10 protein-coding genes are annotated in these 13,021 nt (G+C 44.6%); 3 read left to right on the forward strand and 7 right to left on the reverse strand.

The window, feature by feature from the left end; genetic code table 11:
- Positions 1-26 precede the first annotated feature (26 nt).
- Positions 27-1,004, reverse strand: coding sequence for a ThuA domain-containing protein (locus V144x_RS24865; RefSeq protein ID WP_144989331.1), 978 nt, complete (start codon positions 1,002-1,004; stop codon positions 27-29).
- Positions 1,005-1,223: 219 nt separating this feature from the next.
- Here V144x_RS24865 and V144x_RS24870 point away from each other — a divergent pair, with 219 nt between their 5' ends.
- Complete coding sequence (locus tag V144x_RS24870) at positions 1,224-2,438, forward strand: SGNH/GDSL hydrolase family protein (protein WP_144989333.1); 1,215 nt, start codon at positions 1,224-1,226, stop codon at positions 2,436-2,438.
- Between the two features lie 48 nt (positions 2,439-2,486).
- Here the strand turns inward: V144x_RS24870 and V144x_RS24875 are convergent, their stop codons facing one another.
- From V144x_RS24875 to V144x_RS24885, 3 genes are all read right to left on the reverse strand, one after another.
- Positions 2,487-4,883, reverse strand: coding sequence for a hypothetical protein (locus tag V144x_RS24875; protein ID WP_144989335.1), 2,397 nt, complete (start codon positions 4,881-4,883; stop codon positions 2,487-2,489).
- Between the two features lie 93 nt (positions 4,884-4,976).
- Entirely contained in the window at positions 4,977-6,443 is a 1,467-nt protein-coding gene (locus V144x_RS24880) for a serine/threonine protein kinase (RefSeq protein WP_144989337.1), read from the reverse strand.
- A gap of 218 nt (positions 6,444-6,661) precedes the next feature.
- Positions 6,662-7,552 (reverse strand): phosphoribosylaminoimidazolesuccinocarboxamide synthase, encoded by an 891-nt coding sequence (locus V144x_RS24885; RefSeq protein ID WP_144989339.1) that lies wholly within the window; start codon positions 7,550-7,552, stop codon positions 6,662-6,664.
- A gap of 256 nt (positions 7,553-7,808) precedes the next feature.
- Here V144x_RS24885 and V144x_RS24890 point away from each other — a divergent pair, with 256 nt between their 5' ends.
- Positions 7,809-9,332, forward strand: a complete 1,524-nt coding sequence (locus V144x_RS24890) for an endo-1,4-beta-xylanase (protein WP_144989341.1) — start codon at positions 7,809-7,811, stop codon at positions 9,330-9,332.
- Between the two features lie 183 nt (positions 9,333-9,515).
- Positions 9,516-10,001, forward strand: a complete 486-nt coding sequence (bcp, locus tag V144x_RS24895; RefSeq protein ID WP_197998626.1) for a thioredoxin-dependent thiol peroxidase — start codon at positions 9,516-9,518, stop codon at positions 9,999-10,001.
- 51 nt (positions 10,002-10,052) lie between these two features.
- On the opposite strand, the gene V144x_RS24900 is transcribed toward bcp, so the two are convergent.
- The 3 genes from V144x_RS24900 to lpxC all read right to left on the reverse strand — a co-directional run bounded on the left by V144x_RS24900 (position 10,053) and on the right by lpxC (position 12,958).
- The gene (locus V144x_RS24900; RefSeq protein ID WP_144989343.1) at positions 10,053-11,129 is read right to left on the reverse strand and encodes a Gfo/Idh/MocA family protein; all 1,077 of its coding nucleotides are present in this window, start codon (positions 11,127-11,129) and stop codon (positions 10,053-10,055) included.
- Entirely contained in the window at positions 11,126-11,992 is an 867-nt protein-coding gene (gene lpxA / locus V144x_RS24905; protein WP_232102637.1) for an acyl-ACP--UDP-N-acetylglucosamine O-acyltransferase, read from the reverse strand. The genes V144x_RS24900 and lpxA overlap by 4 nt, the downstream gene beginning before the upstream one ends.
- Positions 11,993-12,076: 84 nt before the next feature.
- A complete protein-coding gene (gene lpxC, locus V144x_RS24910) occupies positions 12,077-12,958 on the reverse strand; it encodes a UDP-3-O-acyl-N-acetylglucosamine deacetylase (protein WP_144989347.1) in 882 nt (293 codons plus the stop codon).
- Positions 12,959-13,021 lie beyond the last annotated feature (63 nt).

A 13,021-nucleotide genomic window follows, 5' to 3' on the forward strand; every position in this document is an offset into this window, starting at 1 on the left:
AGATTATTTTCGATTGTTTTTTCTGATTAAATCTTTTCCGGCTTTTGACCTGTTTTATACTTTTTAGGACCGGTACCGGAATTATTCGGATCATATTTCCCTACAACTTCTGTATTCGCACCTTGCTGAGGAATTTTGTCTTCCATTCCCAGCGCCCACAAAATTCCATTGAGCGACAGCTTTCGTACGTTTGGATCCTTAAAATCGAAAGGATGTGCTGTGGTTGTAAAGAATACTCGTCCTTTGGTTCCATCTTTCCCTTCATAGGTCTTCGTCCACGCCACGGGGTTACTCATCGGGAATTTTTTAGTATTTCCTTTCTTCTGATGATTTGATTTTAGCGAGTGGCCCGTCAAAAGCGGTTGGCTATCGCCGGCCAATTTGTGACCATCACTACCGCCGTGAACGTGATAGAGCCATGAATAGGCTTTATACGGTTTCACACCTCGTAAGACGGGATGATCTTTTACCTCTTCATCTATTGTCACTTTGGTCAGATGTTCGTGGCCATCACCGAAGTGACCATGATGAGTAATCCATCTTTGTCCAACCAGATCAGCAATTTTTTTATTATTCCAATCTTTATAAGGACTCTTTGGATCCCGGAACAGAAACGCATGCGTTGCCGTACGAAAGCCGACGATAGGTTTTCCAGATTTCACATAGTTCAAAAAATGTTGAAACTGCTCAGGAGGTAGATCACGAAATCGCGTATACAAAACCATCAAATCAGCATCTTTAAGCGCTTCCAGTCCACTGATCGATTTTTGATTTCCCGGCGCAATATTTCCATCTTGATCAAGTGAATAACATATCGTGACATCAAAGCCATAATCTCGCTTCAATATTTTTGCTAACATGGGCATCGATTCTTCTGACCGATATTCATCATCACCGGTCACAAAAACCACATGGGGTTTCTCACCCGCTTGCGTCTCTGCTATGAATGTTGATCCCAACATGATTGAAGAAAAACAGATCAAGAGAAAAGAAAACGGTTTCATGAATACTCCTGCCAACGCTGAGGGCTACTATCTGTGTGAAGTATAACAATTAACTTCGGTTCAGCTTCTATCGTATCGGATCAGGGGACCTTAAATCAATTGTTGAACGGGAGAACTCTTGACCTTGCCCTTCAGATTCTGCATGCTGGAGAGTATAAAAACTTCCAAAGTCAGTTAGAAATTCCATTTTTACTTCTTTTGATCGAGTTAGTAAGCAGCATGAAAACCAATATTTTCAGGACCATCCTGATTTCCTGTTTCACTCTGACCATCGTGTTTTCCTTCAAGATGAATCTCTATGCAAAAAAACCGAAGAATCTTCCTGACGTCTCTGCGCAGCACATCCACCTGCGAGGGAGTTATCAGAATAGTAAACAGAAATTTGAAGCGAAAAAAACGGGCCACGTCGCTTTTCTAGGTGGTTCTATCACTGAAATGAACGGCTACCGCCCGATGGTTTGCCAATTCCTGGAGAAAACGTTTCCAGAAACAAAATTTCAGTTTACGAACGCAGGTATCTCATCGACCTGTTCGAACACAGGCGCTTTCCGCACTAAGCGTGATGTTTTGAGTGAAGGTCCCGTTGATCTGTTTTTTGTGGAATTCGCTGTGAATGATGATCAGGACGCAGGTCATACAGCAACAGCCGCCGTACGTGGTATGGAAGGTGTGATCGCACAGATTCGCCGCCACAATCCGTATACTGATATTGTAATGGTACACTTCGTCAATCCATCCATGCTGAAAACGATTCAGCAGAAAAAAAAGCCACTCTCCAGTTCCAGCCACGAACGTGTTGCCGAACACTATCGCATTGCGACCATCGATTTGGCGAGTGAAGTTGCCCGGCTCATTGATGACAATCAACTAACCTGGAAACAGTTTGGAGGGACTCATCCCGCACCATTTGGAAATGCAATCTGTGCTACGATGATTGAAAAGTTACTCACTCAAGCTTGGCAGGAAAAGGGACAACGTGCCAAACACACTTCCCCCAAAGCACCACTTGATCAATTCAGTTTCCTAAATGGTCGTTTGATTGATATTAAGAATGCGAAGCCACAATCGGGATGGACCATTGAAGTTCCCAAATGGGATTCTATTCCTGGAAGTAAACGCAGTCGGTTCACAAGTATTCCGATGTTAACAGCTACTAAGCCAGGAGCGGAAATAGAACTCTCTTTTGAAGGGACAGCACTGGGCGTTTATGTTGTTGCCGGACCCGATGCAGGGATACTGGAAGTGAGTATTGATGATAGACCCTTTCAGCCTTTTGATCTTTATCACCATTATAGTAAAGGCCTGCATTACCCGCGCTCTGTTGTATTTGACAGCCAGTTAAAGCCGGGTAAGCATCGGGCGAAGATCAGGCTGAGTGAGAAATCATCTAGTAAAGGACATGCTGCCCGCATCATGTCTTTTGTTGGTAATTGAAAGAACTGATTAATCGGTTGCTGCAAGCCAACATTCTGATGATTCGTATTAAAAGAAATCGAGCCGAACGTCAAACAGCTTTTGCCGGTCACCTCGATTTTGAAAATCGTCTAACATCGCCTCCATATCAGGGCGAAGGAAATCGTTAAACTTTCGCATTCCACCAATACGAACTTCAAGGCGTTCATCATAATCCACAAGCTCTGGAGAAAGCCATAACGTGGTGATTTTTCCTCCAGACCGAACATAAATCACATTGCCTACCTTGATGCTGACATTCAAAGGAACTGGTCTGGCCTGAATACGTTTATTCCCGTTTACAATTTTGGGTCGCATGATTTGTGGAGGAAATTTCTCGGTGCGTACCCAATAAAACCGGTTATCGATTGGACGCAGAATTTTTTTTTCGATCTCTTTCGGATATTTAAATCGCTGTTGCAGATCCATCCAGTTAAACAGATTATGAATTTCTTCATAATAATTCTCGTAACCGCGCCCTTTATACTCAGCATAGATGACATCATAACCGTATCGCATCATGCGATTCACCACGAGAGAATTGTGTGCGAGTGTATCACGATCAAGTTCCCCGCCCACAATATACCACGGTAAATGCTTTGCGTTTTTCCAATAATGCAAATTGAATGCACTGGTTTTGCCTGCGATCGGAATCACACCTGCAAACAGACTGGGATGAGACATACCGATATCAAAGGCAGCATCTGCACCAGTGCCATGTCCTGCAAGAAAAATGCGGTCAGAATCGACACTGAAACGTTTGCGGGCATCGCGTATCGACTGAATCACCGCGTAATGCGCAGTCACATTGTCGTGGTAATCCTGCTGGCCTTTCTGCAGATATTCAGGAGAAATCACGATATAACCCCGGCGTTGTGATTGGCCGGGACCGTTTTTAAACCTTCCCCACCAACTCAACTCTGATTTGGTTGTCCGATGGGACGGACGCAGCGCGACAATCATCGGGTAGGAATGATGAGGGTTATATTCGATTGGTAATAAAACTGAATACGAAACGGGAACCTCTGCATTTGGATCCGTTACTTGAATCGAAAACGCTTGAGCATTGTCTCTGACAGGAGCTTCTAATACCGAGGGAAGAAGCGGAATCATTTGTTTCACAACTGCAGTCGAAATGCCTTCCAGTTTATTGAGCGCCTCCAATATTGCTTCTTGCTGCTTTTCTTCTTCGCTACGCAAGTAGTCGAGAACCTGTGCACGGGCAGTCCAAAAATTTAAAGCGGTATCCAGATCAGTGACCACATTCGCTGCACCAACTATCCACCCCGAATAAGCGATCGCTAATTTTTCCCGGGCAGAGAGAGAATCGTCGCCCTCCAGATTCAGGAAAGCAGAGAGCCTCTCTACAGATTCGAAATTGAGCTGAGTGATCACTTCCCGACGATAAGCTTGCAACAAATTTTTAGTGGTTGGATCTTTGACTTCTGCTTCCAGCTCTCCCAATCGAAATTTGGCTTTTTCGATTTGCTCATGACGTTCACGATAATTTTCTTCTACTTCTCTAATTTGCCTAAGAATCGATTGGCTGACATTATTCGTGGGAAACTTTGTAATCGCCAGTTGTGCCAATTGGTGCTGGCCTGCTTTACGACGCTGCTTGAGTTCATCCAGAAGCTGTTGACTATGCAACGTACGCAAATCTTTCACAAATGTCGTGATTTTCTCTTTGTACTCAGGAAAGTCTCTCTCGATGCCATCAAATGCTTCCGCTGCTTGAAGATATAATCCTGCCTGAATGTAAAACCGGGCAACAGCGATGCGCTCGTTTGGGTTAAGAGGATCAATCGTACGATTGAGCATTGCTTTGAGAATTTCGTCTTTTACAGAAGTCGTTCTAAGCCCTAACTCCCATTGATGCTTCAAACCGATCACTTTGAGATGATGAGGAGTGATCTCCGTGACTCCCTGTAACAAAGGCAGTTGCCCTTTGCTTGTTTTGAGAGTGACGGTACGACGTCCATATTCATCAAAATCAGTGACATCAATATATGATCCCACTTCTTTCAACATATGCTGGCGACCACTGGTTTGTTGACTTAGCTCAAACGTCTCCAGTAAGGAAAGATCCTGATCATTGTTTAAGCGTACGACTGACCTGCGCGGCACAAAGTAGCGAATCATGCCATTATCAACCATCAGAATCGGAGCCGCAGGATCCGGGTCTTCAGGTCCTTTGCCTTGAATTTTCGCAGCCAAAGCATCAGTCAGACCTAGAATAGGCGCCAGCTCGCCACGAATGATGGTTCCGTTTTTCAGTTCCACTTCCCCTGCCCAAACGTTTCCAGCGAGAGATAGACCTTGCCCGAGTAAGAACAAGTATGCCAGAAGAATGACGCTTGCTCTTTTGAAACAAAGATTCGCGCAGTGATAGCGGGAAACAGATTTGGAAAATATTCGTTCAGTCATACTGAATTCATCGTCAAACAGACTGACGGAATGTGAGAAATATATAATACCATAAACTATTTACGTCTATGGAATCTAAAAATTGATAAATTTTCAGGATAAATTCAATTTTACGGCGATCCAACGCCATAATTCCGGAATAAACAGATATCCGAGGTAACAAATTCCGGCTATGACTCCCAGATAAATGATCAGAGTGATCCATCCCCAGGTGCCTTCAGCCAGATTCTTGAAAAATCGCCGTCGATTTCTGCGATCATAATCACGGCTGATTTCTTTAATTTTATCTTCCATATTCATCGCACGCGCGTCTGCTTTATCTTTGATCGTGCGTACCTGCATCACAGAATCAAACTCGGGACACTGTGCCAGTGAAATGAACTTTCCTTCTGCCGTGCGTTTAACCTTGGCTCCTGTGTTGATGACTCCTGCTTTCACTCCCTGTTTAATCTGTGCTACGGTCATTTTACTGACCATGGTCTTTCCAGCAGCATTTTCGTGCTGAATGAACCAAACCCGCTTCTCAACTACATCGTTCTTTTTCTTCGTAGATCGCTCGGCATCTTTGGCTGAGGAAATTTCATGTCCGCTGCTACGTTTAGATGGTGCAGAAGATGATGTCGCGCTTTTGCCTTTGCGACGAACACGCGAGACATTGGCTGTCTCTGCAGAATTGATGAAACTAAGCGCTGGAGATTCGAGTTGCATCTCTTCCAATAAAGCCATAATCTCGGAACAACTCTTAAACCGATGATCTGGATTCTTAGCCATCATCTTTTCGATCAGTAAGTCAAGTTTTTCGGGAACTTCCGGATTGAGCTTGCGCACGGATTCAAATTTTCCTGACTCCTTATTCATAATGAGTTCCAGCGCCGTATCACCACCAAAGGGAAATTTGCCTGTTAGAAAGTTATAAAAAGTCCCCCCCAAGGCATAAATGTCAGTCCGATGATCAACATGTTTGGCATTTCGTGCCTGCTCGGGAGGCATGTAAAGGGGCGTTCCCAATCCCGTACCACTTTGCGTCATCGAGTTATCTTCATCTATGGCTTTGGCTAACCCCAGATCGGCAACTTTCACTACTCCCTTACTCGTTACCAAAATATTATCTGGTTTAATATCACGGTGAATCAGCTTTGATTCATGAGCGTGTGACAGCGCATCCAAGCAGGCAAGAATAATGAACGTCGCATCGCCTACTGAAAGCTGCTTTAGCTCGTTCATCCAATCCTGCATACTTTTGCCGTCAATATACTCAATGGCCACATAGTGGAATCCGTGGTCTTCCCCCACGGCATAACAGCGGACTACATTGGGATGATCCAGTTTTGCCATCGCTTTGGCTTCACGATAAAAACGTTCCACAAATTTTGGATCGTTGGCAATTTTTTTCTTCAATGTTTTGATCGCTACTTTTCGATCCAGGCTCTCTTGTTCCGCCAGATAGACATCACCCATGCCTCCGGCTCCCAGCTTGCGTTTTAGTCTGAATTCACCCAAATGAGTGATCTTGTTTGAGGAGGCCGCTCCTTTTTGAGGTGAAGTTTCTGATGAAGACATCGATCCATTCTCCTAAAAACTCACAGAGAAAAACTATGAAGAAAGATAAAGAATTACTAAAGCGATCTCTGAATCGTACAGGAAAATGATGTGAAGAAATCACGCAAAGAAAATAGTAATATGCTGCCCCTTCCAACCAGACCTGCATCGCCCAGTATAAACAGAAAAAGTGTGAATAGCTATAATTTCCTGCGAAACAGCGCAAGAAACCCAATTGGTTACCAGGTACATTCATTCCCTGTCAGCAGCCGAAATGCGTCAAAGTATTTGTCACGTGTTTTCGAGACGATTTCTTCAGGAAGTTCAGGAGGGGGACTGTTTTTATCCCATGTAGTAGACTCTAGCCAATCACGTACAAACTGTTTGTCTAGAGAAGGCTGAGGTCCTCCGGATTGGTAAAGCTCAGCTGGCCAGAAACGTGAACTGTCCGGTGTTAAAACTTCATCAATCAAAATGAGTTCCCCATTCAACAAACCAAATTCAAACTTTGTATCGGCCAGAATAATTCCCTGTTCACGTGCGTACTCTGAACCTTGTTGATAAATCTGAATGCTGAGATCTCGTAACTGTTCCGCCAACTCCTGGCCAACTCCCGTGCACATCGTCTCGAATGAAACATTCTCGTCATGGCCTGTTTCCGCTTTTGTGGCTGGTGTAAACAATGGCTCTGGAAGCTGAGCACTCTGTGATAGTCCTTGAGGAAGCTCAAGACCACAAACAGCTCCCGTCTCGAGATAATCCTTCCATCCGGAACCAGATAGATAACCGCGAACAACGCACTCAAAAGGAACTACTTCTGTTTTTTTCACTACCATACATCGTCCCTTGAGAACCTCCAGATCGGCATTATCTGGGAGCGGTAAATCAGCAGGATTCATGCTTATTAAATGATTGGGAATCTCCGCAAAACGTTCAAACCAGAAACGACTGATTTGAGTTAACACCCTCCCTTTATCTGGAATTCCAGGACACAACACCCAGTCAAACGCACTGATTCGATCAGTCGCCACAAATAAGAGTCGATCCTCAAAATCGTATACATCACGTACTTTTCCCCGCTTGACGGGAATGCCTGAAAGTGAACTTTCAATAAGAGCAGTTGATGCCATAAACCCTAGCCGCCATGATTAAAATCCAATGAATTTACACACAGGAAGTGTAGCGAGAACAAGCATGCTAAACAATTGATGATAAATCATAACCCTTAAATCCCGTATAAAATGAGTGATCGTCAGTTTCCTGAGTACTTAATCTCCCCTTCAAGTTCAATGTACATACATACGAGTCTACACTTGCCTGTAGCCCCTCAAACGTGATAATGAACTATGTGGCCAGAAGTTAACATCACCCTTGAAAAATCAGATAATGATTGCGACCCGTTTTATGGGCAACTTGCGTTTTTTAATTGCACCTTCTCAAGTACCTGAAGACTGGTCTGATCTTCATCGCGCGTATCTGAACGCTGTTGACGGAAGGGTGTTTCCCACTCGGGTTGAAGTAGATGGAAATCTTCTGACTTTTCGCCGTCAAACATCACAAAGCTGCAAACTCAACATCGTCTGGCAGATTAACAACTTCGGACGACCCGTGATTAGAACCGCTTCACTACCAGAGCGGGAAGAACCATATGTACTGCTGCTGGAATTAGCCCGCGGTAAAATCTCTACATTAAAAGACCAGCTCAGTGCATGGCAAGTTGCTGGCTTGAATATCCCCGATGCGCTCTGGACTTTACATAATGAAGCATTCTCAGCCTTCGCGCAGGCAGCTGTAGCCCAGGATCATTTAGAAGAATGTTCAAAACTGGCAAGTGTCGCATTACAGAAAGCGCACGCTGCAGCTGAAATGCTAACTCAACTTTATGCGCGACAGCGATTGGCCATTCTCCATCAGCGCTCTCAGGCAATGAAACTCCCTGTTTCACTTGGCTGTAATCTAGGTGAGTTTATCCCCAACAAACAAGAAAGTCAGCTGATCTGCCAGGCATTTGATGCCGCCAACACCGATTTGATTAACTGGAAACTCATCGAGCCGATTGAGGGAGATCAGAACTGGGAATTATGTGATCAACAGGTCGACTGGTGCGAAAAAAATCATCTACTCATTCGCGGAGGATGTTTGCTGGATTTTGCCCCGCATGGTTTACCAGACTGGCTTGAATCCTGGAAGCTGGACATGGTTAATTTCCAGAGCATTATTTCGCATTTCATTGAAACTGCCATCACTCGATATTCCGGAAGCATTCGAATCTGGACAATGGTTTCTTCCATGAATACGGGAGGAGTCTTTGGATTAAACGAAGAAACCCGTCTGACGTTGACCGCGCGGGCTATTGAAGTTGCCAAAAAAACCGATGATTCGATTCAGTGCTTCATCAGAGTAGAACAACCCTGGGGAGATTATCTCTCGAAAGGGCAACATCAGTTATCACCGATGCAATTTGTGGATGCCATTGATCGGCTGGGTGTCGGTCTTTCTGGAATCGATCTGGAACTTAGTATTGGCTACCATCCCAATGGCTCTCATCATCATGATTTACTGGATATTTCCAAGCTGATTGATAAATGGAGCGTACTAAATCTGCCTTTACACATTACCCTCGCTTTTCCCAGTAGTGACGCAGCTGAGGAAGAAGCCCATCCTGGCATGTCAACCGTACAGACAAATCAATGGAAAACAGACTGGTCAGAAGCAGCACAAGCAGAATGGATTGACTTATACCTGCCTTTGCTCCTGGCTAAGCCTGCGGTTACGGGTGTGTATTGGTCCCGATTTAGAGATCAAGATGCACGACGATTCCCACACTCTGGCCTCATCAACAGCGAGGGACAAGCCAAGCCGGCTTTGCAAACGATTAGCAAATATCATAAACAATATTGGCGATCCTGAATTCATACTTTTTCGCAAATATGCGATTCTGCTCTCAGTCGAAAATTCTCGACCTACTTGTTATCATGCTAACACATGCGAATTTGATTTCACAAATTCACATCTATTTTAGGACATTTTAATTCTGTAAATAATAACGGATTTTTCTGATTCGTTATTCTCCTCTTCTTGAAGGACCCCCCAATGGTTACTGAAAGCAATGTGCCAGAAGTTGGCAAGCGAGCCCCTGCTTTTAATCTTCCTGCTTACCCTGAAGGAAAAGTTCGTTTAAGCCAGTACAAAGGCGAAAAGAATGTACTGCTTTACTTTTACCCCAAAGACAATACACCTGGATGTACTACCGAGTCCTGCGATTTCCGAGATCAGTCTTCCACATTCGAACGAAATGATACTGTCATTCTGGGAATCAGCCCGGACTCTGTTGCTTCGCACGAAAAATTTGCGACAAAGTTTGAGTTGCCATTTATTCTTTTAGCAGACGAAAACCATGAAATTGCTGAGAAGTACGGTGTCTGGGTTGAAAAAATGAATTACGGCAAAAAATACATGGGAATCCAGCGTTCCACGTTCTTAATTAATAAGGAAGGCAAGATCGCCGCTGTTTGGCCCAAAGTGAAAGTCAAGGGACACGTTGCTGAAGTCGCAGAAGCTCTCAAGGAGTTAGATTAAACGCATCTCTCTTCATGTCTGGAAAAAAGGCGAACATCTCGCATGGTTGGTTTAACCAGCCATGCGGCGTTCCTCTGCAGAAAACTGGATAAACGGACCTATGGCTCCCTGTTGACTTCCCTCCCACTCATGGCGGTTGACAGCTTCTAACACCTGTTCCGCAACCTGCATCGCCTCGATTGCCTGTGCACCGCCTACTAAAGGTTCTGAGTTGGACCGAATGGCGTCCACAAAACTAGTCAATTCTGCAGTTAATGCGTCTGCCGATGAAACTTTTGGGGAATCCACCTTCAGAAAAGTGCCAAACACATCCTGTTTCAAAGCTTCGAGATTTGCCCCTGTTTTTCGCGCGCGTTCTAGGGGCGGCGTTCCATACAAAAGCGTTTCTGAAGGTTGATATGAGGTCACCTCCCGACTGGTAAAATCAACATTAACACAACCAGTGGTACCCCAAATTTGCATTGTCCGTTTAGCGGAAGGACAGATTCTGCTCGCAGTCAAATCTGCGATGCAACCATTCTGGAAACGCAAGCGAGCCTGAACCGCATCTTCGTTTTCGCCCATCACAGAAACACCAAAGGCTTCGACATTACGAACTTGAGAATTTACCACAGAAAGCACCAGATCAATGTCGTGAATCAGTAAATCATGAATCACACCAATATCCGTTGACCGAAACGTATAAGGGCTGACACGCTCGCTACGAATAAAACGTGGATTTGAACAACGTTCAAATGCAGCCTGTGTTGCTGGATTAAACCGTTCTACATGGCCAATTTGAAGTAGTGTATCATGTGCCTCGGCAATCCGCACCAGTTCTTCAGCTTCCTGCAGATTGCATGCGATTGGTTTTTCCACAAGAACGGGAATCTCCCGAGATAAAAACTCACTTGCCACAGCCAAATGAGCCTGTGTGGGAACTGCCAGTGAAACGGCCTCAGCTTCCTCAAATAATTCGCGATAATCTGAAACCCATCGACAACCATTCTGCTCGGCAATCGCCTGCCCCTGATCCGGGTTTGTGTCTGCGACAGCAAATAGACTCACGCCCTCAATTCCAGCCAAAATTCTGGCGTGATGGCGACCTAATGCTCCTACTCCGACTACGGCGACTTTTAATAAGCTCATGCTGCTCTCCGTGTTGAATTCTGATCGTTCTCATCTGGTGTAAATTTGGCGTTCCGAGCTGCTTCTTCACGACCTCGACCGGCCTTACTACCCTTAATGCTTTCAAGATGTTCAAATAATGCATTCAGTGCGAAGGGAATCACTCCTTCTAATTCCTGACTGAAAATTTCTCGCACCTCATCTAACTTTTTGTTTTTTCGATAAATCAATCGGTGAGCTCTGCGAACTGCGGCAACAGAACTTTCTGAAATACCCGCGCGCTGCATACCAACCATGTTGACTGTACGGACTCGGAATTCATCCGAACCGGTGCATATCATGTATGGTGGCACATCGATCGTCGCTCGTGCTGCCCCTGTAATAAAGGCGAGCGTTCCGATCGTACAAAACTGATGCACGACCGTATTTCCCGATATAATCGCCCGGTCATGTACATGTACATGACCGCCAATCAGGACTCCATTCACCAGAGTCACATTATCAAAAATATGACAATTATGAGCCACATGGGAGTTACAGAGAAACGTATTTCTGTTTCCAATCCGCGTGCAGTGGTCTTCTTTCTCTGCACCTCGATGAACGGTGCAACCTTCCCGAAAAAGATTATCATCTCCGATCTCAAGTCTGGTTGGTGCCCCGGAATATCCTGCATCTTGTGGTTCTGCACCAATCACAGAAGTTGGGAAAAAACGATTTCTCTCACCAATGCTTGTATGGCCTGTAATGGAAACATGGCTGTCTAAAACAGATCCCTTTCCAATTCTCACATTTGGACCAACGTGGCAAAACGGCCCGATCGAAACATCTTCACCTATTTCTGCTTTAGGATCGACGTAGGAGAGATTTGAAATTTTTGTCGACATGTCTGACATCCTAAAAAATTTATAGTCAATGAGCTGCCTGAATGTGAATGAAATAGTGCCAAAATTCAACCAGTATTTGTAACTTCAGGCAATCTTCCATGCTGCTTCCGATGAAATTAATTGATGAGTCGATTTTATTTTTTTGATCAACTCACGATTCAGAGCATGTCCCGACTGATTCGCACTGAAATAACCATACAAGTCACAACCAATCAAAGCAAAATCACCCAGACAATCTAATATTTTGTGTCGAACACATTCATCTAATGTTCTTAATTCATTATCAACGACACCCTGTTCTCCCAGTACCAGCAAATCTCCCGCTGAAAGGCGTAATCCATACCCCAGACTTCGCATCGTTTTGACTTCGTCTTCCAACACAAAAGTCCGCGAGAATGCCAACTGTTTCATCCAGGTTTCCGGATTGATTTCCAGAGTCAGGCACTGGGGAGGGATGGGCGAATCTTCGCCATAATTCAAATAGTAACCAATGGCCAACACTGAACGATTTAACGGCTTCGCCTGGATAAAACTTCCTGTATCATCTTCAACCGAGACAGGTTTCCCAATGCAAATTAAATTTCGTTTAAAAGGTTGTTCGACTATACCTGCTTCCAGAAATTCTATTGAGAGTTCCTGTGAAGATCCATCAAAGCAAGGCGCCTCGGGAGCATTAATTTCAATACGGCAGTTATCAATACGTAATCCCGCCAATGCCGCCATGACATGTTCGATCATCTCGACCGATGCCCCTTGATATTCAATCGCCGTTCGCCTCTGCTTGAACACTGCATTTTGGATCAATGCCGGAATTGGCTTTGAATCCACCAGGTCTGTTCGAATAAATTGAATACCATGATTTTCCGGGGCCGGACAAAAACGAATTTTTACATCAGCATTAGTAAAAATTCCGACGCCACTACATTCTATTGATCTGGCTAGCGTTCTCTGATTCCGAGTCTGCATTGCCTACTCCTTCGATGGCGCAAATGAACCTGTCGCCAAGAAAAAATCGCAAAAAGGATGCAG

The organism is Gimesia aquarii (assembly GCF_007748195.1).
In the GTDB taxonomy this organism is placed as follows: Bacteria; Planctomycetota; Planctomycetia; order Planctomycetales; family Planctomycetaceae; genus Gimesia; species Gimesia aquarii.

What these genes read in the sequence shown, in the direction of transcription:
- V144x_RS24890 (WP_144989341.1), top strand. Translation starts at nt 7,809, where the DNA reads ATGATTGCGACCCGTTTTATGGGCAACTTGCGTTTTTTAATTGCACCT.
- V144x_RS24885 (WP_144989339.1), bottom strand. Translation starts at nt 7,552, where the DNA reads ATGGCATCAACTGCTCTTATTGAAAGTTCACTTTCAGGCATTCCCGTC.
- V144x_RS24900 (WP_144989343.1), bottom strand. Translation starts at nt 11,129, where the DNA reads ATGAGCTTATTAAAAGTCGCCGTAGTCGGAGTAGGAGCATTAGGTCGC.
- V144x_RS24870 (WP_144989333.1), top strand. Translation starts at nt 1,224, where the DNA reads ATGAAAACCAATATTTTCAGGACCATCCTGATTTCCTGTTTCACTCTG.
- V144x_RS24865 (WP_144989331.1), bottom strand. Translation starts at nt 1,004, where the DNA reads ATGAAACCGTTTTCTTTTCTCTTGATCTGTTTTTCTTCAATCATGTTG.
- lpxC (WP_144989347.1), bottom strand. Translation starts at nt 12,958, where the DNA reads ATGCAGACTCGGAATCAGAGAACGCTAGCCAGATCAATAGAATGTAGT.
- V144x_RS24880 (WP_144989337.1), bottom strand. Translation starts at nt 6,443, where the DNA reads ATGTCTTCATCAGAAACTTCACCTCAAAAAGGAGCGGCCTCCTCAAAC.
- lpxA (WP_232102637.1), bottom strand. Translation starts at nt 11,992, where the DNA reads ATGTCGACAAAAATTTCAAATCTCTCCTACGTCGATCCTAAAGCAGAA.
- bcp (WP_197998626.1), top strand. Translation starts at nt 9,516, where the DNA reads ATGGTTACTGAAAGCAATGTGCCAGAAGTTGGCAAGCGAGCCCCTGCT.
- V144x_RS24875 (WP_144989335.1), bottom strand. Translation starts at nt 4,883, where the DNA reads ATGACTGAACGAATATTTTCCAAATCTGTTTCCCGCTATCACTGCGCG.